The sequence below is a fragment of the Proteus sp. ZN5 genome, assembly GCF_011046025.1.
Taxonomy (GTDB): domain Bacteria; phylum Pseudomonadota; class Gammaproteobacteria; order Enterobacterales; family Enterobacteriaceae; genus Proteus.
Genome location: NZ_CP047639.1, coordinates 4,123,282 through 4,146,681, shown reverse-complemented (window position 1 = coordinate 4,146,681; position 23,400 = coordinate 4,123,282). Strand labels below are relative to the sequence as shown.

Here is a 23,400-nt window from a genome sequence, read left to right as displayed (position 1 = left end):
GAATCCTTTGCTGTTGTCATCCATGACAGAGTAAAAGTGAATCAAAGATTACAGGCGGAAGCCTTCACCTAAGTAAACACGTTTAACTTGCTCATTTTCAAGAATTTCTTCTGGTGAACCATGAGCAATAAGGTGACCTTGGCTGACGATATAAGCACGTTCACACACATCTAATGTTTCACGAACGTTATGGTCAGTAATCAGTACACCTAATCCATAATCACGTAGATGCTGGATAATTTTTTTAATATCTAATACTGAAATAGGGTCAACACCCGCAAAAGGCTCATCTAATAAAATGAATTTAGGGTTCGCTGCCAATGCCCGTGCGATTTCAACACGACGGCGTTCACCCCCTGATAATGATTGCCCTAAGCTGTTACGTAAGTGGCTGACATTAAACTCTTCTAGCAGCTCTTCTGCACGGTCTTTTCGTTCTTCAGGCGTTAGATCATGGCGGATTTCTAAGATCCCCATTATGTTGTCATAAACGCTTAAGCGTCTAAAAATAGACGCCTCTTGAGGAAGATAGCCAATGCCTTTACGTGCTCGTTCATGTAACGGTAACAGCGTAATGTCTTCATCATCAATGGTAATACTACCTGCATCACGAGCTACAATGCCTACAACCATATAGAATGTGGTTGTTTTACCTGCACCATTAGGTCCAAGTAAGCCGACAATCTCACCTGAATTAACGTTCAGGCTCACATCACCGACAACGGTGCGCCCTTTGTATGCTTTCGCTAAATTTTCAGCTTTTAACAGCGCCATAAAGTGTTACTTACCTTTGTTGTTAACACCAGGGCCTTTCTCTTGCAACTGGGAAGGCAGTAAAACAGTAGTCACTTGTTTACCTTTACCGCTAAACGCTTCCATTTGCTGAGTTGGGACGAGATAAGTGATCTTATCACCGGTGATATTACTGTCTAATTGTTCAAGATAGGCTTTACCCGTTAAGGTCATTAACTCTTTATCCATTTCATAGGTCATTTTCTCGCCACGACCTTTGATAGGTTTGCCATCATCTTGTAACTGATAAAAAGTCACAGGGTTACCAAACGCTTCTATTACGATCCTTTTGGAGTCACCACTTGGACGTGTGACAACAACTTTATCGGCACGAATATCGATAGAACCTTGTTTGATCACAACATTTTTTGTAAAGGTTGTGACGTTTTTTTCTAGATCAAGCGACTGTTTCTCTGAGTTCACAACAATAGGTTGTTGTGTGTCATCTTTAAGCGCCATCACAGGTACACTTATCGCTAAAAGTGTACCGATAATCAGTGTATTACGGATTTTTTGATTCATTAGGGATCTCATAATAGGTGTTTACCTTTTCAATCAGCTCTGCATGTTTCTCGCGCAGATTGCCTCGCATTTTTAAGCCGACTGATTTCAGTCCGACGCCGATAATAGTCACTTCATCATCAGAGGAAACATCCTGTGTATCCAAATTTGCAATAGCATTGTCTGTGCTTATTCTCTGTAGCTGAGAATCATCCGTTAAGCTATCAATTTGAACATCGCCATAAAGATAGAGCATTTTACTGTTTGTTAGCTTGGCTTTATTTGCGCGTACTGTCCATGTTGCATCCCCTGTCGGTGAATAGGTAGTTAAGACAGGGTTAGTAAACCATGTAAACTTTTGCTGAGCATAGTTTTTGACATCATCAGCAACAAGTTTATATCCGAGTATACCCGTTGGCTCGTAAACAAAAGATATCGATGATTTGGATTGATAGGTTGGCTGACCATCATCAACAATCTCACTATCACCGAATTCAGTGTTATTAGTATAGTTCCAGCCAATCAGTCCAAGGGCGATAATGGCAAGAATTAAGGTAAACCAGGATTTTAATTTATTCATTCTGTATCGTTATACGTTAAATCGAAAGACCTTTAGCTTCTTCAAGCCGACCTTGCGCTAAAAGGATTAAATCACACAATTCTCGTACTGCACCACGCCCCCCCGCAATGCGAGTCACGTAATTTGCACGAGGTGTAAGTAATGGATGTGCATCAGCCACGGCGGCAGAAAGTCCCACTTTTTCCATTACAGGTAAATCAATCAGGTCGTCACCAATATAGGCTGTTTGTTCAGGTTTAAGGTTTAGTGTATCTAACAGTTGTTGATACGCCAAAAGCTTATTATGCTGACCTTGGTAAAGATATGTAATGCCAAGGGTTTTAGCACGATCTTCTAACAGTTTAGACTGACGACCTGTAATGATAGCAACCTCAATGCCGGATGTAAGCAAACAACGGATGCCATACCCATCACGGACGTTAAAGGCTTTTAATTCTTCGCCATTATTGCCCATGTAAATGAGTCCGTCAGACATCACACCATCAACATCACAAATCAGCAATTGGATTTTTTCTGCTTTTTTGATGATTTGCTCACTTACTGCACCATAACAAGTTTCTATCATTGTATTCATTTTTATCCTTCGAACGTTATGAATAGCTTATACAACACCAGCCTGTAATAAATCATGCATATGTAAAACACCTAACAGGATATCACTATCTTGTTCTGTTACTAATAGTGAGGTGATATGTTTTGCTTGCATTAAATTCAGAGCTTCAACAGCCAAACAATCTGGGCGAATACGAATACCGCCTCTTGTCATAACATCTGAGATTTTGGCATTGTTCAGATCTATCCCTAAGTCAAATATTCTTCGTAAGTCACCATCAGTAAAGATACCGTTGATCAGCATACTATCATCGCAAATGACGGTCATACCTAATTTTTTACGGGTTATCTCGACAAGTGCTTCACGTAAAGTGGCATCTTTAGTGACACGTGGAATATCTGCCTCTTTATTCATTAAATCACTGACATGAAGGAGTAATTTACGACCTAATGCACCACCTGGATGAGAAAGCGCGAAATCTTCAGCAGTAAAACCTCGGGCACGTAACAGTGCAATTGCTAGCGCATCTCCCATCACCAAGGTTGCGGTTGTACTGGTTGTTGGTGCAAGGCCTAAAGGACAGGCTTCTTTAGGTACTTTGATACAAAGATGAATATCAGACGCTTTCCCCATTGTACTTTGAGGAGTGCGTGTCATACAAATCAGTGTTATCTGTTTACGTTTAAGTACTGGAATAAGTGCGAGGATCTCGCTGGCTTCACCTGAGTTTGAAATTGCCAGAACGATATCTTTTTCTGTCACCATGCCTAAGTCGCCATGGCTTGCTTCACCGGGATGAACAAAGAAAGAAGGTGTTCCTGTGCTGGCAAATGTAGCCGCAATTTTATGTCCAATATGGCCAGATTTACCCATACCCATAACAATCACTCGACCTTGGCAGTGAAAAATTTTCTCACAGGCAAGAGTGAAGTCATCATTGATGTATTGTTCTAGTTCAGCTAACCCATCACGCTCAATATGAAGGACTTTTTTACCCGCTTGCTGAAAATCAAACTCGGTCATTTTTTTGTACCATTTATTTTAGGTTAAGAGAGAATGTGCGACGCACAACACCGTAATATAAACAATAAAGCAAACTAACAAGAATATCCCTTTTCCTCGATTAAGACGTCGTTTACGCCCTAATGAAAAGAGAGAAAACAGTAAACTGGCGACACCAAGTACAGCAAAGCTAAAATAAAATGTGTTGATATTAAATGTGCTTGGTGAAAGTAATGCTGGCATTCCTAACACAAAAGTTAGATTGAAAATATTAGCACCTATAATATTCCCTAATGCTAATTCATTCTCGCGTCTTAGTGCTGCCACAATAGTTGTGGCTAATTCAGGTAGGCTTGTTCCAATCGATAGCAAGGTTAAACCAACAAAAAAGCCACTAAGATGATACTGTTGCATTAAAATAAAGACATTATCCAATATCATTTGAGTAGCAACTGGAATAATAAGTAAAGCAATAACAACCCAAAAAAGTGCAACAGAATTACGGGGATTTGTCTGTAATTCGAAACGCGTTAAGGTTTCTAAAGGTAATACATGACGCTCTTGTGTTAGTGTTTTATGCATCGTTTTTATCATTAGAAAGATGGATGCAAAACCAATAAAAAAGAGCAGAGTGCCTTCTCTCAGACCTAAATTTCCGCTAGAAACGATAATGCCAACGAGCATGATGACTATAATCATCAAGGGAAGCTCTTTTTTGAGCACTGCGGATTGAATATTCATGGGATAAATCATCGCGCCAATACCTGCGATGAGGAGAAGGTTGGTGAGTGTAGAGCCAATGGCTGTGCCGATAGCAATATCAGGTAAATTATGCACAGCAGCATCGGTTGAAACAAAAAGCTCAGGCAGTGAAGTACCTGTGCCTACAATTAAGATACCGATAACGGCTGGCGGGATTTTTAACGATTGCGCAAAAACACTCGCACCATAAACTAATCGGTCTGATGCATAAACGAGTAGCATCAACCCAAAAATTAAAAGAGACAAAGTAATCAACATGCCATCAGTTTTCCAACAATGAGCGAATAAAGAAAAAACCAATAAGACAGGGCTGATAAAAAAACATATTGTCAAAAGGTTTTGCTAATTAACCATATTTTGACTAGCCAAGCACGAAAAGTAAAATTAACCGTGCAATAAATTGCTAAATAGTGGTGATTTCTTTGTAACATAACGAATGACCTGCCAAAATAGCGTAAAAATTCGTTTATGCAGACAGGCTTGAGGATGTTTTATTCATGAACGCACAATCTGACAATCTAATTGAAGTGCGCAATATGAACTTCACTCGTGGTAGCAGAAAGATCTTCTCTGAGATTAATCTTGTTGTACCAAGAGGAAAAGTGACTGCGATTATGGGCCCTTCAGGGATTGGTAAAACAACCTTGTTACGCCTAATGGGAGGACAAATCCTTCCTGATAGTGGTGAAATTTGGTTTGATGGCGATAATATTCCTGCGCTATCACGCTCTGCGTTGTATCAGACAAGAAAGAAAATGAGTATGCTTTTTCAATCAGGCGCACTGTTTACAGACATGAATGTGTTTGAAAATGTGGCATTTCCACTAAGAGAGCATACAAATTTACCTGAAGCATTGATCCATACAACAGTGATGATGAAACTTGAAGCTGTGGGTTTACGTGGTGCGGCAAGTTTAATGCCTTCTGAATTATCAGGAGGAATGGCGAGAAGGGCAGCATTAGCAAGAGCCATTGCGCTTGATCCTGAATTGATTATGTTTGATGAGCCTTTTGTTGGGCAAGATCCTATCACAATGGGTGTGCTTGTTAAGTTAATTGATGAGTTAAATCATGCGCTTGGTGTGACTTGTGTTGTGGTTTCCCACGATGTGCCTGAAGTGTTAAGTATCGCAGATTACGCCTATATTGTTGCGGAACAGAAAGTCATTGCTCAAGGTAGCGCGCAAGAATTACAGGATAATCCAAATAGGCAAGTAAGACAGTTTTTAGATGGTATTGCTGATGGCCCTGTACCTTTCCGTTTTCCTGCGGGAGATTATCAGGACGACCTATTAGGACGAGGAAATTAGTACGTGGTAAATTTATTATCTCGCATTGGCGTTAGAGCGTTAGCGATTTTTGCAACCTTTGGTAGAGCTGGCATTATGCTCTTTCGAGCATTAGTCGGTAAGCCTGAATTGCGTAAACAGTGGCCTCTATTACTGAAGCAACTGTATAACGTTGGTGTTCAATCCTTATTAATTATCATGGTGTCTGGCTTATTTATTGGCATGGTGTTGGGATTACAAGGCTATCTTGTTTTAACAACCTTTAGTGCTGAAGCTAGTCTTGGCATGATGGTCGCACTCTCGTTGTTAAGAGAATTAGGCCCAGTCGTTACGGCATTATTATTTGCGGGTCGAGCTGGCTCAGCCTTAACCGCTGAAATTGGCTTGATGAAAGCTACAGAACAAATTTCTAGTTTAGAAATGATGGCAGTCGATCCTTTAAGACGTGTCGTTGCGCCTCGTTTTTGGGCGGGTCTTATTAGTATGCCATTGCTTTCACTTATTTTTGTTGCTATCGGTATCTGGGGTGGTGCAATTGTGGGTGTGGATTGGAAAGGGATCGATGAAGGCTTTTTCTGGGCATCTATGCAAGGTGCCGTTGAATGGCGACTCGATTTAGTAAACTGCTTTATTAAAAGTGTCGTTTTTGCCATTACCGTCACTTGGATAGCGCTCTTTAACGGGTATGACGCAATCCCAACATCAGAAGGGATTAGCAGAGCAACAACACGCACCGTTGTTCATTCATCGTTAGCCGTATTGGGTTTAGATTTTGTGCTAACAGCACTGATGTTTGGGAACTAAGTCATGCAAAGTAAAAAAATTGAAGTTTGGGTTGGTCTATTTGTTCTGATTGCGTTAGCTGCCGTGATTTTCTTATGTCTTAAAGTGGCTGATATTAAAGAAATGGGTAATCAACCGACTTATCGCGTTTATGCCAGCTTTGGTAATATTGGTGGGTTAAAAGAACGTTCCCCAGTTAAGATTGGTGGTGTGGTGATTGGCCGTGTTTCTTCTATCACTTTAAAAGAAGAAGATGAAGGGAATTATCGCCCTGAAGTCGCGCTCGATATTCTGAGCATTTATGACCACATTCCAGAAAGTAGCTCACTGTCTATTCGTACATCGGGTTTATTAGGTGAGCAGTTCCTTGCATTGAATTTAGGTTTTTATGATGAAGCATTAGATTCTACTCTGCTCGAAGACGGAGGACGGATCACAAACACCAATTCAGCAATGGTACTAGAAGATCTTATTGGTCAATTCCTTTATAAAACGGGTGATGGTGATGATTCAGCAAAATCTGAATCTCAGCCAACGCAAGAACACACTGCATTACCTTAATCATTAATTTCTATACGATGCACTTATACATTTAGCTAGATTTAGCACAATAAATGCATCGTATTATCGAAACCCTATTTGAGGAGAAGCGAACGTATGTTTAAACGCTTATTGATGGTCGCATTATTAGTGATAACGCCTTTTGCAATGGCAGTTGATAAAACCAATCCTTATGCATTGATGGAAGATGCGGCGCAAAAGACCTTTAGTAAATTAAAAAATGAACAGCCTGAAATTCGTAAAAACCCTGAAGTTTTACGTCAAATTGTTCAGCAAGAATTATTACCTTATGTGCATATTAAATATGCGGGCGCATTAGTGTTAGGACCGCATTATCGTAATGCAACACCTGTACAACGTGATGCTTATTTCACTGCATTTGAAGCGTATCTTGCTCAAGTATATGGTCAAGCATTAGCGATGTATGAAGGCCAAGAGTACCGTATTGAGCCTGCAAAACCTTTCGCAGATAAATCAACTCTCACTATTCGTGTCACTATCATTGATACAAATGGCCGCCCACCAGTTCGTCTTGATTTCCAATGGCGTAAAAACAGCAAAACAGGCGAATGGCAAGCATATGATATGATTGCTGAAGGTGTCAGCATGATCACAACAAAACAGAATGAGTGGTCAGATATTTTAAATTCTAAAGGTGTTGATGGTTTAACAAAACAGTTAGAAATCAGTGCTAAAACACCAATTACACTGGATGAGAAAAAATAACATGTCAGCTTCGTTAAATTGGGAAAAAAAGGAGGGTGTCCTCTATTTCCAAGGAACGCTAGATCGTGAAACGTTACTGCCTGCTTGGCAGCAACGTAAAGCATTATTAGCTGATATTAATATCATCGATATTTCTGCTTTAGGACATATTGATTCAACAGGGTTGGCGCTTTTTGTTCACTTAAAAGCAGAAATGGAAGAGCAAAATCGCCAATTTATTATTCAAGGCGTAAGTGAGCGTTTTCAGACCTTAATTACACTCTATGATCTTGATGAAATTATGAATATTGCCTAATACAGATTTTGAGTAAAGGTATTAAAAAGCCCCCTTCGTGATACTTTTATCATTAAGGGGGTTTTTGATGGTTTAAGAGTAGAGCGGATTCCATTAGGATAGACGACTGATTATTATTTTAACGTTGAGATTGAGCAATTATGGATACAAATGAAATCAAACAAGTATTAATGGACAACCTGTCTTTAGATGAAGTCATCGTCAATGGTGATGGTAGTCACTTTCAAGTTGTTGTTGTTGGCGCAATGTTTGAGGGAATGAGCAGAGTAAAACAACAACAAACCATTTATGCCCCTTTGATGGAATATATCGCAGATAACCGTATTCACGCTTTGTCTATTAAAGCCTACACACCTGAAGAGTGGAAGAGGGATCGTAAACTTAACGGGCTTTGATTCAGTAGGTATACAGCGTACAGCAAAATAAAAAAGAGAGTTCTACAGATGGATAAATTTAGAGTACAAGGACCAACCTGTTTATCAGGTGAGGTCACTATTTCAGGCGCAAAAAATGCCGCACTACCAATCCTGTTCGCTGCGATCCTTGCCGAAGAGCCAGTAGAATTAACGAATGTTCCTAAATTAAAAGATATCGATACTACGATTAAGTTACTTAACCGTTTAGGAACTAATGTTGAACGCAATGGCTCTGTTTTCGTTGATGCTCGTAACATTAATGAATTTTGCGCTCCTTACGAATTAGTAAAAACCATGCGTGCTTCTATTTGGGCATTAGGCCCGCTGGTGGCGCGTTTTGGTCAAGGTCAGGTTTCTTTACCGGGTGGTTGCGCTATTGGTGCTCGTCCTGTTGATCTTCATATTACAGGTTTAGAGCAATTAGGCGCTGAGATCACTCTGGATGAAGGTTATGTGAAAGCACGCGTTGATGGACGTTTAAAAGGTGCACATATTGTCATGGATAAAGTGAGCGTGGGTGCCACTATCACTATTATGACTGCTGCGGTATTAGCTGAAGGCAAAACCATCATTGAGAATGCGGCAAGAGAGCCTGAAATTGAAGATACTGCAAACTTCCTCAATACATTAGGTGCCAAAATCAGTGGTGCGGGCACAGATAGCATTACTATCGAAGGCGTAGAGCGTCTTGGTGGTGGTACTTATCAAATCCTACCTGATCGTATTGAAACAGGGACTTTCTTAGTTGCTGCTGCGATTTCTCGTGGTCGTGTTGTTTGCCGTAATGCAAAACCTGACACATTAGATGCTGTGTTGGCAAAATTACGTGAAGCAGGCGCTGATATTGAAGTTGGTGAAGATTGGATAAGCCTTGATATGCATGGTAAACGCCCAAAAGCGGTAACATTGCGTACTGCGCCACATCCGGGTTTCCCAACCGATATGCAAGCACAGTTTAGCCTTTTAAACTTAGTGGCTGAAGGTGCAGGAATGATCACTGAAACTATTTTTGAAAATCGTTTTATGCACATTCCTGAGTTAATTCGTATGGGTGCTCACGCTGAAATCGAAAGTAATACTGTGTTATGCCATGGTGTTGAAAAACTTTCAGGCGCACAAGTAATGGCAACGGATTTACGTGCTTCTGCAAGCTTAGTACTTGCAGGTTGTATTGCTGAAGGTACAACCATTGTTGATCGTATTTATCATATCGATCGTGGTTATGAAAATATTGAAGCTAAATTACAAGGATTAGGGGCAAAAATAGAACGTTTGCACTCTAATGACTAATTTATTTTAGTTATCCTTTTTTAGTTATTTAAAACCATAGTGCATTGTTGTGCTATGGTTTTTTTTGCTCATTATTTCAATAAGACTCTCAATAGAATCGGATAATTCATAAGGTATTTCTCACGTAGCAAGATACAGTAAGAAAAATAGACCTGTTTATAAAAATCACTATGAGCTAAAAGGAAGGAACATATATGCAGGTAACAAGGAAACAAGAGCGCCTAGTTCGTCAAGCACTGGATGAATGGCAACAATCTGGTGAGATTTCGGAACAAGAATATCAGCAATTAGGAAGTACATTGCACCGAATTCCCTTTGATTGGAAACGGTTAAGTCGCTATGCATTTTGGATAGCAATGGTGTGCTTGATTATTGCTGCTGGCAGTATTTTTAGTGATAGTGCATTAATTTATTATCTCATCGAGATTTTTAGTGTTTCTGAAATTATGCGTGTGATATCTCCTGCACTGATTGCTTCAGCGCTCTATTTTTGGGGATTTAAACGTCAGCGAAAAGAAACACAGTGGCATTACAGTACTGAGTTTATTCTCTTTTTAGGCGTGATGTTTACAGCTATTTTTCTTTGGCAACTGGGAGAATTGCTGGACACAGGAAGTGGCCATATTGCGCCTCTCTTTTTAATTGGCTGTGTCATTTATGGTGCAATTGGATTTATTAGTCGTTCCTCATTGGTGTGGTTATTCTTCTTGTTGATGTTAGGAAATTGGTTTGGTGCTGAAACTGGCTATGTCTCTGGTTGGGGCGCTTATTGGTTAGGGATGAACTATCCTATCCGTTTCGTCTTCTTTGGCGCGATATTATTAGCCGGCTGTTATTTCCTACAAAGTGTGTTGGTACACCGTCGTTTATTTACCATGACAAAAATAATGGGGCTGACCTATCTGTTTATTGCGTTATGGATAATGTCTATTTTTGGTAATTACGATCCTGATACTTGGTATCGTACTTCAAGTGTGAATTTGTTACCTTGGGCACTGTTATTTGCAGTCGTTTCAGTTATCTGTATTTATATTAGTCTTAAAACAGATGACGGTATGTTAAGAGGTTTTGGCCTAACATTCCTTGGTATAAACCTTTATACCCGCTTCTTTGAATATTTCTGGGATAGTTTACACAGTGCGATTTTCTTCTTTATTTTGGCAGTTTCACTGATTTTTATTGGAAGAAAAGCCGAAAAGATTTGGCATACTGTTGAAAATAACTCAATGGCCAATAAAGAGAGTAAGAGCGAATAGTATTATTAATAATGTGATAGGAGAGTCCATCCTATGGAAAAGCGAAGTTGTCATCTTCCTTTAGAAGTAAGTTGTGTTGCGTGCCATTATTTTGTTTTCAAAGATAAAGATGAGGCATTTTTTGAGATCTGCCCGGTATGTGGTTGGCAAAATGATGGTACTAAAGAAGGACAATATAGCGGTTGTAATCACAGCACATTAGAGGACTATCGCAATACTGAAAGCTTTAAAGAAAGTTGCTTACAAAGTGCGACGTTTTATATGAAATCTCCCTATTAGCCAAGCATAGGGAGATTTTTTGTTAGTTATGATTCAGGCTGGTATTCAGAAATAGTCACATCAACATTGATCTCATTACCTTCGCGTAATACCGTGACAGGTAATGCCGTACCGGGGCGCGTTTCTGCAATGTAATCCATCATTTCCATCGCGGAAGTCGCTGGCGCATGATTAATACTAAGGATGATATCACCTGTTTTTATTCCTGCTTTATCTGCTGGGCCATTTGGGGTGATCCTAAAAATGCGCAACCCTTGAATTTGTTTAATATCGGTATTCGATGAGCGGATCCTTGGTAATTCTTTCGCTGTAATACCAATAAAGCCACGGATAACACGACCATCACGAATTAGCTTATTCATAATTTTAACCGCAAGTTCAGTCGGAATAGCGAAACCCAACCCTTCGGCCGTAGGGCGATATCCGTTATAGGTTCCTGAGTCAAACGTCATAGTATTAATACCAACCAGTTCGCCTTCAGTATTAATTAGCGCGCCACCAGAGTTACCTTCATTAATTGAGGCGTCTGTTTGTAGGAAATTTTGGTAACGAGTTGGACTTAATCCAACGCGGCCCGTAGCACTGATGATCCCTTGCGTAATAGTTTGCCCAATATTAAATGGGTTACCAATAGCTAACACAACATCACCTACATGAGAGATTCGTTTAGTATTAATGGGGATCGTAGGGAGTTTATCAGCATCAATTTTTAATACTGCAAGATCAGTTAAAGGATCGGAGCCAACAAGTAAGCCTTCATAAAGATCACCATTTTGGAGTGCGATAAGGATCTGATCAGCATTGTTGATAACATGTTGATTTGTCAGAATATAGCCACGACCATCCATAATAACGCCAGCGCCTAAAGATGTTAGTTCACGACCTTCTTGAGAAAAACTTCCCATCGTACTGCTATAAACATTCACAACCGCAGGGGCAGCTCGTCGCACCGCGGTGTTATAGCTAAAAGGCGCATTGAGAACATCACCATTAAGTAGGCGTTCAATAAAAATAGGGCGAATTGAAGGAACTGCAATCAAAAGAATTGCTGCTGTGAGAAGACCAATTAGTGCTGATCGCAGTAACTTAGTTAACATAAAAACCCTATATTTATGTCTGACTGTGAAATTATTCGCGTAGGAGCGGTGAGAATAGCATAGTTTAGCTTATGAAAGCATCGCTCAGCGCATAAAATCCCCTTTTAAGCCAATGACTCTTATCAAAAATAGGGATAAAAAAAGCCCTATAATGGAAATTATAGGGCTAAAGAAATCAATAAATTAGATAGGTGAAAAGCTTACTTCTTAGCGAGGTGTATTACGTAACAGCAGGTAAATTTCTTCATTACCACGCTGAATATTCAATGCAAGAACAGGCGGTTTAGCGTCAATTGCTTTACGTAAATCGCCTAGGGAGGTAATTGACGTATTATTGATACCAATAATAAGGTCACCTTTTTGTAAACCTGATGCCGCAGCAGCGGAATCTTTCTCAACAGAATCAACAGCAACTGCTTTAATTTGTTTGTTTAAGTAGTTACTTAATGTGGCGCCTTGTAGTGCAGGAGAGAAGTTATCTGCGCGAGTTGCATCTGCCGATTGTTTCTCTAATGTCACTTTAACATCCATTGGTTTACCTTGACGGATCAAGCCAATTAGGATCTCTTTACCCGGCGGAGTAGTACCCACTTTAGCTCTTAATTCAGCAAAGCTATTGATACGTTTACCATCAACTGAAATTAAAACGTCACCCGGTTTAATGCCTGCTTTTGCAGCAGATGAGTCTGGCATAACTTCGCTAACAAAAGCACCGCGTTGTGCATCAATATTAAAGGATTTCGCCAGATCAGAATTCATTTCTGTACCACGAATACCTAAGATGCCACGTTTAACTTCACCATGAGAAATTAGTTGTTGGCTAAGATCACGCGCCATATTACTTGGGATGGCGAAGCCGATACCGATGTTACCACCACCTGGCGCTAAAATAGCTGTGTTAATTCCGATTAACTCACCATTTAAGTTAACAAGCGCGCCACCAGAGTTACCACGGTTGATTGAAGCATCAGTCTGAATAAAGTTTTCTAAACCTTCAAGATTTAAACCGCTACGACCTAATGCGGAAATAATACCGGATGTTGCTGTTTGGCCTAAACCAAATGGGTTACCTACTGCAACAGCAAAGTCCCCAACACGTAATTGGTCAGAATCCGCCATTTTAATTGCAGTTAAGTTAGTTGGTTTTTCAATTTGCAGTAATGCGATATCTGTTTGTGGATCGCTACCAATTAATTTTGCACTGAATTCACGACCATCATTAATTTGCAGTTGAATTTTATCTGCACCATCAACAACATGATTATTTGTTAATACGTAGCCTTTTTGTGCATCAATAATGACACCAGAGCCTAAGCCTTCAAAAGGGCGAATACTTTGTTGTTGTGATGGGAAGTTTGGACCAAAGAAGAATTTGAACTCTTCAGGCACTTGCTGGCTTTGTACTCGTGTTCCTGAAACGTGCACACTGACAACAGCAGGTAACACTTTTTCTAACATCGGTGCAAGGCTTGGCAGTTGTTCGCCTGATGGCATAACCGCAGGCAGTGCCGCCATACTGGTTGCTGGAATAGTAGAGAGTGAAAGTCCGACACTCATTGCTAACGCACTAAGTAATAATTTTCTTTTTTTAGTCAACATGAATTAGAGTCTCTTGATACAGTTATCAAAATAAAAGTTATTGCTCAAAATGAGCTCGATGTCACTAAGACCTGTACTGACAAAGGAAAGTTCATTAAGACATGATGTGCTTTGCTTCCTTTTACACGGATTTACAAGACAAAAGCTATCTTTAAAACCATAGCAAATAATTGTCATTTTGTGATGTTTGGTAGAAAGAAAAACGCCACAATAAATGTGGCGTTTTAATATTAACTGTCTTTTTTCTCTGTGGGTCTGAACAATCCAGATGCCCCTTCGGAGTAATCACGAGGTGGCATTTTTATTGGGGATTGATCATTAGCCGCTTCTGACTCACTTAATCGGTAATTAAATGGATTTTCTTGAGCAGGCATATCAGGCATGAGCTCATTAGAGCTTTTTGCCATATGTTGATAAAGCTGACGGTAATCTCTCGCCATGTTATCTAATAGTTCAGCACTTCTGGCAAAGTGGCTGACAAGCTCATTGCGATAAGTATCAAGTTCTTCTTTTTTCGTATCTAACTCTGCTTTGATAGCATCTTGTTGGCGAAGGGTGCTGTTACCATAACGCATTGCTAGTGCGCCGATAATAAGACCTACAACTAATCCAATCAGTGCATAAACCCAAACCATGGCAACTCCTTTTCATCTAATAGTGAGGACGATGGATTCTTATAACATCATAACCGCTAAAAGGCATGGGTGGAATAATATCCTTAAGCTTAATATAAAATTCGTGTGTTACGTTGATGTTAAAACAATACTTAATGCTTATAATAGAGCCATTCGACAGACACAAATCAGTATGTCAGAAAATTAAGGATAAGAGGGCATTCATGACTGTTAGTACGCCGTTATCACTTTATGAAGCCGCATTGAAGCAAGGTGATTATCAACCTGATGATGTTCAGAGAAAAACGGTTCTCCATCTTCAACAGATATACCATGCATTATTAAAAGAGACTCCACCAGAAAAAAATTCGCTAACACAGCGATTATTCGGGCGAATTCGCCAAAAAAAACAGATTGTTGCACCAGAACGTGGTTTATATATGTGGGGTGGTGTTGGACGAGGTAAAACATGGTTGATGGATATGTTTTATCAAAGCCTGCCGACAGAACGAAAACTTCGCTTACACTTCCATCGCTTTATGTTACGTGTTCAAGAAGAGCTGAGAAACTTACAAGGGCATGAAAATCCATTAGAAATTATTGCTGATGGGTTTAAAGCACAAACCGATGTGCTCTGTTTTGATGAATTTTTCGTTTCTGATATTACTGATGCAATGATTTTAGGTACCTTGCTTGAAGCGTTATTTGCCAGAGGTATCACGCTGGTGGCAACTTCAAATATTCCACCTGATGAACTTTACCGTAATGGATTACAACGTTCTCGTTTTTTACCTGCAATAGAACAAATTAAACTTCATTGTGACATTTTAAATGTAGATGCAGGTATTGATTACCGTCTTAGAACATTAACGCAAGCGCATCTTTTTTTATCTCCGCTTAACGATGAAAATCGTCAGGAGATGGATAGAATTTTCATGCATTTGGCAACCAGTGAACCACAATTTGATTGTACCTTAACCATTAATCATCGCCCTATGAAAGCAAGAAAAGCATCTAATGGTGTGCTTGCTGTTAATTTTTCGACCTTGTGTATGGAACCGCGTAGTCAGCTTGATTACATTGAACTTTCTAAGCATTACCACTCTGTTTTGTTATATGACATGAAACAAATGGGAACATTAAATGAAGACGCAGCGCGTCGGTTTCTAGCGCTTGTTGATGAATTTTATGAGCGCAAGGTAAAACTTATTATTAATGCAAATGTAGAAATGCACGAGATTTACCAAGGTGATTTTTTACGTTTTGAATATCAACGTTGCCTATCTCGTTTACAAGAGATGCAAAGTGAAGAATATTTAGTACAACCTCATCTCGCTTAATTTTTAATTCTTGAAGAAAGTCACCTTTCATTATGGTAGGATGGCGCAGGTTAAGTTGCTTGATGTTTTTTTCTATGAAAATAGAAAGCATTAGGCAGCTTACAAGCGCTCTGGAAAGGAACAATTCTTCTCTTCAGGTAGCAAGAATTTATCAGTCAAATCAGAAAAAAGTGCCAGATTCGTTTTTTTCGCTGAAATATTGAAAAAGAATTCAATTGTTTTTCAATTATGACTCGATTTTTTTTTCTGACTTCTCTATAATCTTGCGACCCCACGTTGCAGCAAGTTTTTTATTTCCCAAAAAACTCGCATTTTAGAGTCAGCAGTGCTACTCGAAGGGGTAGGTTTGCTGGACACAAGAGTCGTGTGAACCTCAATAGTATTTGAACCGAGCGTTCACCAACGTGTAACTAAACATTGGGTAATTTTCAATAATGAAAACTTTTACAGCTAAACCAGAAACCGTAAAACGCGACTGGTACGTTGTTGATGCAGACGGCAAAACATTAGGCCGTTTAGCAACTGAAATTGCTAGCCGTTTACGCGGTAAGCACAAAGCGGAATACACTCCGCACGTTGATACTGGTGATTACATCATCGTTTTAAACGCTGAGAAAGTAGCGGTAACTGGTCATAAACGTACTGACAAAGTTTACTACCGTCATACTGGTCACGTAGGTGGTATCAAACAAGCGACTTTCGAAGAGATGATCGCCCGTAGTCCTGAGCGTGTAATCGAAATCGCGGTAAAAGGCATGCTGCCAAAAGGGCCTCTGGGTCGTGCGATGTACCGTAAACTGAAAGTTTACGCAGGATCTGAGCACAACCACGCGGCACAACAACCGCAAGTTCTGGACATTTAATCGGGATAATAGGCAATGGCTGATAATCAATACTACGGCACAGGTCGCCGCAAAAGTTCTTCCGCACGTGTCTTCATTAAGCCAGGTAGCGGTAATATCGTAATCAACAAACGTAGCTTAGAAGTTTACTTCGGCCGCGAAACAGCACGTATGGTTGTTCGTCAACCGCTGGAATTAGTTGATATGCTGGGTAAATTAGATTTATACATCACTGTTAAAGGTGGTGGTATTTCTGGTCAAGCTGGCGCGATCCGTCACGGTATCACTCGTGCACTGATGGAATATGATGAGACTCTACGTTCTGATCTGCGTAAAGCTGGTTTCGTAACCCGTGATGCGCGTTCTGTTGAACGTAAGAAAGTGGGTCTGCGTAAAGCACGTCGTCGTCCACAGTTCTCTAAACGTTAATTTGTTATCTTTTAGATATCAATTTGATGTTGAAAACCCGTCTTCACAGGCGGGTTTTTTATTTTTGACTTATTTGTGTTTATTAATAATAAAAACATAATGTTGCTTAAGCATGGTGCTCTCACTCATAAAACAAGCTTTATATAAGATAACTATAGTATTAAAAAGCATATTTTTTAGATGTTATCTCTAAATAACTTTATTTTTTGATATTATAATCTTAGTTTTGAGGTAGTGTGGCATATTGTGTTGAATTATTTGCATTAGCCCCCCTAAGTAACATGAATTCTGGTAGAATAGCGGGCTTTGGTGTCTTTCTTTCTATGACTTCGCAATATTGCCAATGGGTATGTCGATAGTAATACCTGTAATGAATTTGAAAGTTATACCAAAATTATTATGACAATAATGATTGTTGAATGATTATTTTGGTATTACTTGATAATGATATGTGCCGCAAAGACAGGTGAGTTTTTAACCCTGTAAAATATGATTATCCCACGATAACACTGTTATACAGGTAGTTACCCAATGCAGTTAATAACTTAAATGTTTATTTAGGTCTACTGCGTTTGTGTGCTTGTCTTTTAGGAATGGGGAAATGGAAGGGGCATTGTGCTAATTCATTTCTTTAATTGATTAACTTGGAGGTTTTCATGGCTGTCGCTGCCAACAAACGTTCGGTAATGACTTTGTTTTCCGGTCCGACTGATATTTTCAGCCATCAGGTCAGAATTGTCCTAGCGGAGAAAGGTGTCAGTGTTGAAATTGAACAGGTTGAAGCTGGTAATCTTCCACAGGATCTTATCGATCTAAACCCTTACCAAAGTGTACCGACTTTGGTTGATCGTGAGCTGACCCTGTATGATTCACGCATCATCATGGAATATCTTGATGAACGCTTCCCTCATCCTCCTTTAATGCCAGTTTATCCTGTTGCTCGTGGTAGCAGCCGTTTAATGATGCATCGCATCGAGCATGATTGGTATTCTTTAATGAACACCATCGAGAAAGGAACAGAACAGCAAGCAAATGCTGCTCGTAAACAGTTAGCAGAAGAGCTACTGGCTGTATCTCCGGTGTTTAAAGAATATCCTTACTTTATGAACGAAGAGTTCAGCTTAGTAGATTGCTACCTAGCTCCTCTGTTATGGCGTTTACCAGTACTCGGTGTAGATTTAAGTGGTGCTGGCGCTAAAGATGTACAAATTTATATGCAACGTGTTTTTGAGCGTGATTCTTTCCTCGCGTCATTAACCGAAGCAGAGCGTGAGATGCGCTTACCTTCAAGAGGGTAATAAAGTATGGAGATTATGGATATGTCTCCGCGTCGTCCGCATTTATTACGTGCGCATTATGACTGGATCATCGAAAATGATTTAACACCACACTTAGTTGTTGATGTGAATATCTTTGGTGTCCAAGTCCCAATGGAATATGCGCACGATGGTCAAATTGTACTAAATATTTCATCTCGTGCAGTAGATGACTTAGAGTTAACGCCGTATCAGGTTTTATTTAGTGCAAGCTTTGGTGGCATACCTCGTAAAGTACGAGTGCCTATGGCTGCTGTTATGGCTATTTATGCGAGAGAAAACGGTGCGGGAATGATGTTTGAGCCTGAGCCTGCGTATGAATCTGGTGCATCATTACAGTTTGCTGAAGATGATAGTGAAGAGAACGATATAGCTCCGGCTAGCGAAGGTTTGTCTCTCGTCACAGATGAAGCTGTTGAAGCTGATACCTCTTCACCAGATGATGAGCCAGAACCACCTCGCCCAACGGGTCGTCCAGCACTGCGCGTTGTGAAATAAGAGATTATCTTATTAGTATGAATCAAAAGCCCAGTTTGTGAACTGGGCTTTTTTTATGTACAAAAAAAGCACTCTATATTGCTATAGAGTGCTTTATTGGATTGCATTACTGAAAAACTATTTCAGCAGTTCTTCTAAACAACCAGTGTAAAGATTAACTGCAGTCATTAATTGTTTTTCATCGAAATCAAAGCCTGCTTGGTGGTGACCAGCCGTTCTATCCGCACCAACAACGAAGTATAGTGATTTACCACCACAACGTTGTACACGTTTTGCTAATACTGTCGCATCTTCACTACCACCGAATGGACGTGTTGCAACCGCCGTTAGCTCAGAATGTTTACCAACAACTTTGGTCATAACATCAATCAGCTCTTGGTCATTTGTTAGGTCAACGGCTTCGCCCATGATCTCGCTTTCCATTTCTAACTGGAAGCTATGTGCTGCGCCTTCAGCCATACGTACTGCATTGGCAGCCATAAAGCTGTTGATCTCTTCGTTTTCACCGCGAACTTCAATTTGCATCTCAGCATTAGCTGGGGTGACGTTACGGCCTTCACCGGCTTTTAATACACCGATGTTGATACGTGACATCCCTTTACCATGACGAGAAATACCCAGCATTTGTGTTGCTGCGTGGCAAGCACCTGCTAACGCATTACGACCTAATTCAGGCTCTGCACCTGCGTGAGATGGTGCACCTTTAAAACGGAAGTCATATTTAGTGGTACATAAGAAATGTGTTGGGTTGATAACAATTTCACCACTGTTTGCGATAAAGCCTAAGTGCGCACCTAAGAAGTAATCTGCATCATCGGCAATACCACTTTCAGCCATCGCACGAGCGCCACGAACACCTTCTTCTGCTGGTTGGAATAAGATTTTAACTTTACCAACGACTTTATCTTTATTCTCAACTAACCAGTGAGCAACACCTAAACCGATAGAAATGTGCCCATCGTGACCACATGCGTGCATTTCGCCAGCGTGACAAGAAGCAAAGTTCTCAGCATGAGGGCGGTGTTTAGTTTCGGTTGCTTCGTTAACACCCACACAGTCGATATCAAAACGCAGTGCTACTGTTGGACCCGCTTTACCACTGTCAAAGATAGCCACGCAACCAGTTAGCTCTTTCATCTCATCAAGCAGTGCTTCATCAACTTTATGTTCTCTTGCAACGGCTAGACCTTTTTCAACGACTTGACGGCGGCGACCAAAAGCAAACTCTTGATTGATAACGTCTGGGCCAACTTTAACTTCTAAACCTAAGCTACGTAATTCTTTGACAATTTTTGCTGTAGTTAAAAATTCTGACCAACCAATTTCTGGATATTGGTGAAACTCACGACGCCATTTAACTAATTTTTCTAGTGTAATTGCTGACATATTCATTTCTCCACTTATAACATGAATAACGCAACAGCGATGACGCCGATAATCATACCTGGTGCAGTGCGTTTTGCGATTTCCATAGGGTTAACATTTGCAAGGCCAGCACAAACAATTGCTGCACCTGCCAGTGGTGACATTGTACGGCCTAATGCGCCAGATAATGCCGCTGCCATACCCATATCAGGGATTTCATAACCAAATTGTGCAGCATGAGGTGTTACCGTTTCGTTGAATGCGAATGCTGCTGCGTCACCAGAGCCTGTGATAATACCCATTAAGAATGGCCCTAAAGTACCACCCCAACGAGCAAATTCAGGAGAATGAGTTAAGAAGTTGATGAACGCGTCGATTAAACCAGATGCTTTCAGACCAGCTGCGAATACTGCAGCTGCAATGATGATACCTAATACATCACCATAAGCATTACCCATACCTTTAAAGAACTCTTTCGTAATTTGAGCGGGGTTAGTTAATGTGATGATCAGAGCATAGATAGAGCCGATTACCATCGCCGCAGGAACAGACAGTTTAAATGTACTGAAAGTCTCGAAGAATGGCAGAATTAACAGGATTAATGGAATGAAAGGTGCTGTTGCATATAAGTAGTTAGGGCGAACAGCTTCTGGCGTTGCTTGTGCTGATGAAGATGATGCATCACCAGTAGCAGAAGCCATTTTAAACTCTTTTTTCACTAAAGCGACAACAGCAAGTGAAACTGCAGCAATACCACCAGCCATTAAGCTGTATGGGCTATGGCGAGCGATTAAATCAACCACTTCCATATTTGCCATGTTAGCAACGAAGGCATTATGCGACATACCTGGGCTTAGCATTGAGCCGATGGTACCACATAACACTGCACCACCTGCGATAGCCGGATGAATACGTGCTGCGATTAATAATGGAATGAGTGTTGCACCTACCGCAGCCGCACAACCTGCTGCTGATGGGATTGCGATATTAATAAAGTATGTTACGACAACAGTGGCTGGAATAAGGAAGAAGCCCAGACGAGTCATTACTTTTGATAAAACATGAACCAGATGCATATCGCATTTGGTATATTTCATAACATAAGCAAAACCCATACTTGAACAGATTGCTTGAATTAATGATGAAGACACCATGCGCTCACTAAATGCGGCAAACGCATCTAGTGGGGTTAGACTTAAAATACAGAGTAATAAGCCGGCACCAATTAGCACCATTCGGGTTTCATATTTTTTTATTAGCAAATAGACAGTTACGATAATAACGGCTACTGCGATAAGTTGCATCACCATAGTGATCCCCTAGTTAATTATGACAATTTTATGAAAACGAACCTAACATCAATAAATTATATTTTTCTGTAAAGTTATTAGGTGACTCCATTATGAAGTTGGTAGGTTGACAATATTTGATTGTTATCAAATTTAATAGCCGAAATAAAATCTATTTTTTTAGACTGTGATGTTATTAACAAATGCTGTAAAACAATTATCATTAAAAGATGACGGAAAGGTTAAATAAAAAGAGATAAAGTAAAAAATACGAAAATGAATTATATTTACTATAGATCAAGAGTGTTATTTTGATACAAAAAATAATATCGCTTTTTATCAAACTATTATTTTAGAAATTACATTAAATGGTAATGAGAATGATTATTTGGTCAGATATCTTGATGATCCTTAAATACTATTTATTAATTTCACCGATAATATTGAAAAATTATCCCACTTAAATTAAATGGGATAATAAACAAGAGAAATTGTTATTTTAAATAACGAAAATAAAAAATATTTAGCATGATAAATATCGCAATATGCCTTCAGCCGCCTCTCTTCCTTCTGCTATTGCTGTAACAACAAGATCAGAGCCTCGTACAATATCCCCCCCTGCAAACACTTTAGGGTTTGTTGTTTGATTTGGTATTTCTTGATTATCTGAAATAATAATTTTGCCTGAAGATGCATATTCAATATTATTTTCATCTAACCATGGGTAATGTGCAGGTTTAAAACCAAATGCCAGAATAACCGCATCAGCAGATAACACATGTTCACTTCCTTCAATAGAAGTTAATGTTTTATCGCCTTGAGTTTTAATAACGTGAATACCAACCACTTTATTTTGGTTATCGACTTCAATATCTATAGGTTGAAGATTAAATAAAAATTCGCCACCTTCTTCTTTGGCATTTTTTACTTCACGTTTTGAACCTGGCATATTGCTTTCGTCACGACGATAAACACAAGTGACTTTATTTGCACCTTGTCGAATGGCAGTACGGACACAATCCATTGCGGTATCACCTCCTCCTAATATCACCACATTTTTATTTTTAAGGTCGATATAAGGTGTTTGAGGATCTTCATCATAACCCATTAAATAACGTGTATTCCCAATTAAATAAGGTAGTGCGCTATAAACACCATTAGCATTTTCATTAGAAAAATGACCACTTAAGCTGTGATATGTGCCCAATCCAAGAAATACCGCGTCATATTGTGTTATTAGGGTATTTAGGGAGACATCTTTGCCTATTTCCGTATTGAGGCAAAACTCGATACCCATTTCACTAAATAATTCACGGCGTCGGATCATCAGTGATTTTTCGAGTTTAAAAGAAGGGATCCCAAAAGTAAGTAACCCTCCAATTTCCGGATGCTTATCATAAACAACGGGTTTCACACCTTGTCGAATAAGAACATCTGCACAGGCAAGACCTGCGGGGCCTGCGCCGATAATCGCGACCTTTTTATCAGTCATTGTGACGTGAGAAAGATCAGGGCGCCATCCTTGAGCTAAGGCTGTGTCATTGATGTAACGTTCAATATTGCCAATTGTGACTGCACCAAAATCATCATTCAGCGTGCAAGCGCCTTCGCACAACCTATCTTGAGGGCAAACACGACCACAGATTTCAGGCAAACTGTTTGTTTGATGAGAAAGCTCAGCGGCCTCAATAATACGTCCTTCGTTTGCTAGTTTTAGCCAGTTAGGAATGTAATTATGAACAGGGCATTTCCATTCACAATAAGGATTACCACAGCCTAAACAACGATCGGCTTGTGCAGAGGCTTGTTGCGGTGAAAAAGCTTCATAGATTTCAACAAATTCAATTTTGCGAATTGCTAATGGCTTTTTGGTCGGCTCAACACGATTTAAGTCGATAAACTGATACACATTCTGACTCATAATAT

The 23,400-nt window shown here is 39.9% G+C and carries 26 protein-coding genes; 14 read left to right on the top strand and 12 right to left on the bottom strand.

The window, feature by feature from the left end; all coding sequences use genetic code 11:
- Nucleotides 1-48: 48 nt before the first annotated feature.
- From lptB to GTK47_RS19015, 6 genes are read right to left on the bottom strand one after another with little or no spacing between them, the layout of a single operon-like run.
- A complete protein-coding gene (gene lptB, locus GTK47_RS19040; protein WP_006535352.1) occupies nucleotides 49-774 on the bottom strand; it encodes an LPS export ABC transporter ATP-binding protein in 726 nt (241 codons plus the stop codon).
- A 6-nt stretch (nucleotides 775-780) separates the two neighbouring features.
- Nucleotides 781-1,314, bottom strand: coding sequence for a lipopolysaccharide ABC transporter substrate-binding protein LptA (gene lptA, locus GTK47_RS19035; RefSeq protein ID WP_165126137.1), 534 nt, complete (start codon nucleotides 1,312-1,314; stop codon nucleotides 781-783).
- The gene (lptC, locus tag GTK47_RS19030) at nucleotides 1,295-1,873 is read right to left on the bottom strand and encodes an LPS export ABC transporter periplasmic protein LptC (protein WP_165126134.1); all 579 of its coding nucleotides are present in this window, start codon (nucleotides 1,871-1,873) and stop codon (nucleotides 1,295-1,297) included. Before lptC ends, lptA begins: the two co-directional genes overlap by 20 nt.
- Before the next feature lie 16 nt (nucleotides 1,874-1,889).
- Nucleotides 1,890-2,447 carry a 3-deoxy-manno-octulosonate-8-phosphatase KdsC gene (gene kdsC / locus GTK47_RS19025; RefSeq protein WP_165126131.1) on the bottom strand — a complete coding sequence of 186 codons (558 nt, stop codon included), beginning with the start codon at nucleotides 2,445-2,447 and terminating at the stop codon, nucleotides 1,890-1,892.
- A 27-nt stretch (nucleotides 2,448-2,474) separates the two neighbouring features.
- The gene (gene kdsD, locus GTK47_RS19020; protein ID WP_075671453.1) at nucleotides 2,475-3,449 is read right to left on the bottom strand and encodes an arabinose-5-phosphate isomerase KdsD; all 975 of its coding nucleotides are present in this window, start codon (nucleotides 3,447-3,449) and stop codon (nucleotides 2,475-2,477) included.
- Nucleotides 3,450-3,467: 18 nt separating this feature from the next.
- The gene (locus tag GTK47_RS19015; protein WP_098941209.1) at nucleotides 3,468-4,448 is read right to left on the bottom strand and encodes a calcium/sodium antiporter; all 981 of its coding nucleotides are present in this window, start codon (nucleotides 4,446-4,448) and stop codon (nucleotides 3,468-3,470) included.
- 239 nt (nucleotides 4,449-4,687) lie between these two features.
- Here GTK47_RS19015 and mlaF point away from each other — a divergent pair, with 239 nt between their 5' ends.
- From mlaF to GTK47_RS18970, 9 genes are all read left to right on the top strand, one after another.
- Nucleotides 4,688-5,500 (top strand): phospholipid ABC transporter ATP-binding protein MlaF, encoded by an 813-nt coding sequence (gene mlaF / locus GTK47_RS19010; RefSeq protein ID WP_165126128.1) that lies wholly within the window; start codon nucleotides 4,688-4,690, stop codon nucleotides 5,498-5,500.
- Between the two features lie 3 nt (nucleotides 5,501-5,503).
- Entirely contained in the window at nucleotides 5,504-6,283 is a 780-nt protein-coding gene (gene mlaE / locus GTK47_RS19005) for a lipid asymmetry maintenance ABC transporter permease subunit MlaE (RefSeq protein WP_165126125.1), read from the top strand.
- 3 nt (nucleotides 6,284-6,286) lie between these two features.
- Nucleotides 6,287-6,823: an outer membrane lipid asymmetry maintenance protein MlaD gene (gene mlaD / locus GTK47_RS19000; protein ID WP_165126122.1), complete on the top strand. Its 537-nt coding sequence runs from the start codon at nucleotides 6,287-6,289 to the stop codon at nucleotides 6,821-6,823.
- A 96-nt stretch (nucleotides 6,824-6,919) separates the two neighbouring features.
- The gene (mlaC, locus tag GTK47_RS18995; RefSeq protein WP_165126119.1) at nucleotides 6,920-7,549 is read left to right on the top strand and encodes a phospholipid-binding protein MlaC; all 630 of its coding nucleotides are present in this window, start codon (nucleotides 6,920-6,922) and stop codon (nucleotides 7,547-7,549) included.
- Between the two features lies 1 nt (nucleotide 7,550).
- Nucleotides 7,551-7,844, top strand: coding sequence for a lipid asymmetry maintenance protein MlaB (gene mlaB, locus GTK47_RS18990; protein ID WP_098941205.1), 294 nt, complete (start codon nucleotides 7,551-7,553; stop codon nucleotides 7,842-7,844).
- Between the two features lie 140 nt (nucleotides 7,845-7,984).
- Entirely contained in the window at nucleotides 7,985-8,239 is a 255-nt protein-coding gene (ibaG, locus tag GTK47_RS18985; protein ID WP_064718882.1) for a BolA family iron metabolism protein IbaG, read from the top strand.
- A 48-nt stretch (nucleotides 8,240-8,287) separates the two neighbouring features.
- Complete coding sequence (murA, locus tag GTK47_RS18980) at nucleotides 8,288-9,550, top strand: UDP-N-acetylglucosamine 1-carboxyvinyltransferase (RefSeq protein ID WP_165126116.1); 1,263 nt, start codon at nucleotides 8,288-8,290, stop codon at nucleotides 9,548-9,550.
- Between the two features lie 194 nt (nucleotides 9,551-9,744).
- A complete protein-coding gene (locus tag GTK47_RS18975; RefSeq protein ID WP_165126113.1) occupies nucleotides 9,745-10,806 on the top strand; it encodes a DUF2157 domain-containing protein in 1,062 nt (353 codons plus the stop codon).
- Between the two features lie 33 nt (nucleotides 10,807-10,839).
- Nucleotides 10,840-11,085, top strand: a complete 246-nt coding sequence (locus GTK47_RS18970) for a CPCC family cysteine-rich protein (protein WP_165126110.1) — start codon at nucleotides 10,840-10,842, stop codon at nucleotides 11,083-11,085.
- A 26-nt stretch (nucleotides 11,086-11,111) separates the two neighbouring features.
- On the opposite strand, the gene degS is transcribed toward GTK47_RS18970, so the two are convergent.
- The 3 genes from degS to zapG all read right to left on the bottom strand — a co-directional run bounded on the left by degS (nucleotide 11,112) and on the right by zapG (nucleotide 14,416).
- Nucleotides 11,112-12,182: an outer membrane-stress sensor serine endopeptidase DegS gene (degS, locus tag GTK47_RS18965; protein WP_165126107.1), complete on the bottom strand. Its 1,071-nt coding sequence runs from the start codon at nucleotides 12,180-12,182 to the stop codon at nucleotides 11,112-11,114.
- A 207-nt stretch (nucleotides 12,183-12,389) separates the two neighbouring features.
- Nucleotides 12,390-13,781, bottom strand: a complete 1,392-nt coding sequence (gene degQ / locus GTK47_RS18960) for a serine endoprotease DegQ (protein ID WP_165126104.1) — start codon at nucleotides 13,779-13,781, stop codon at nucleotides 12,390-12,392.
- Between the two features lie 230 nt (nucleotides 13,782-14,011).
- Complete coding sequence (zapG, locus tag GTK47_RS18955; RefSeq protein ID WP_075671429.1) at nucleotides 14,012-14,416, bottom strand: Z-ring associated protein ZapG; 405 nt, start codon at nucleotides 14,414-14,416, stop codon at nucleotides 14,012-14,014.
- Between the two features lie 203 nt (nucleotides 14,417-14,619).
- Here zapG and zapE point away from each other — a divergent pair, with 203 nt between their 5' ends.
- The 5 genes from zapE (at nucleotide 14,620) to sspB (ending at nucleotide 18,820) form a co-directional block, all read left to right on the top strand.
- Nucleotides 14,620-15,735 (top strand): cell division protein ZapE, encoded by a 1,116-nt coding sequence (gene zapE, locus GTK47_RS18950; RefSeq protein WP_165126101.1) that lies wholly within the window; start codon nucleotides 14,620-14,622, stop codon nucleotides 15,733-15,735.
- Between the two features lie 434 nt (nucleotides 15,736-16,169).
- Nucleotides 16,170-16,598: a 50S ribosomal protein L13 gene (gene rplM / locus GTK47_RS18945; RefSeq protein ID WP_006535327.1), complete on the top strand. Its 429-nt coding sequence runs from the start codon at nucleotides 16,170-16,172 to the stop codon at nucleotides 16,596-16,598.
- Between the two features lie 15 nt (nucleotides 16,599-16,613).
- A complete protein-coding gene (rpsI, locus tag GTK47_RS18940; RefSeq protein ID WP_004245284.1) occupies nucleotides 16,614-17,006 on the top strand; it encodes a 30S ribosomal protein S9 in 393 nt (130 codons plus the stop codon).
- 656 nt (nucleotides 17,007-17,662) lie between these two features.
- Entirely contained in the window at nucleotides 17,663-18,304 is a 642-nt protein-coding gene (gene sspA, locus GTK47_RS18935) for a stringent starvation protein SspA (RefSeq protein ID WP_165126098.1), read from the top strand.
- Nucleotides 18,305-18,310: 6 nt separating this feature from the next.
- Nucleotides 18,311-18,820 carry a ClpXP protease specificity-enhancing factor gene (gene sspB / locus GTK47_RS18930; RefSeq protein ID WP_165126095.1) on the top strand — a complete coding sequence of 170 codons (510 nt, stop codon included), beginning with the start codon at nucleotides 18,311-18,313 and terminating at the stop codon, nucleotides 18,818-18,820.
- Between the two features lie 117 nt (nucleotides 18,821-18,937).
- Here the strand turns inward: sspB and GTK47_RS18925 are convergent, their stop codons facing one another.
- The 3 genes from GTK47_RS18925 to GTK47_RS18915 form a co-directional block, all read right to left on the bottom strand.
- On the bottom strand, nucleotides 18,938-20,206 hold the full coding sequence (locus GTK47_RS18925) for an amidohydrolase (RefSeq protein ID WP_165126092.1): 1,269 nt from the start codon (nucleotides 20,204-20,206) through the stop codon (nucleotides 18,938-18,940).
- A 14-nt stretch (nucleotides 20,207-20,220) separates the two neighbouring features.
- On the bottom strand, nucleotides 20,221-21,495 hold the full coding sequence (gene dcuC / locus GTK47_RS18920) for a C4-dicarboxylate transporter DcuC (RefSeq protein ID WP_165126089.1): 1,275 nt from the start codon (nucleotides 21,493-21,495) through the stop codon (nucleotides 20,221-20,223).
- A gap of 502 nt (nucleotides 21,496-21,997) precedes the next feature.
- Nucleotides 21,998-23,395 carry an FAD-dependent oxidoreductase gene (locus GTK47_RS18915; protein ID WP_165126086.1) on the bottom strand — a complete coding sequence of 466 codons (1,398 nt, stop codon included), beginning with the start codon at nucleotides 23,393-23,395 and terminating at the stop codon, nucleotides 21,998-22,000.
- Between the last annotated feature and the right edge of the window lie 5 nt (nucleotides 23,396-23,400).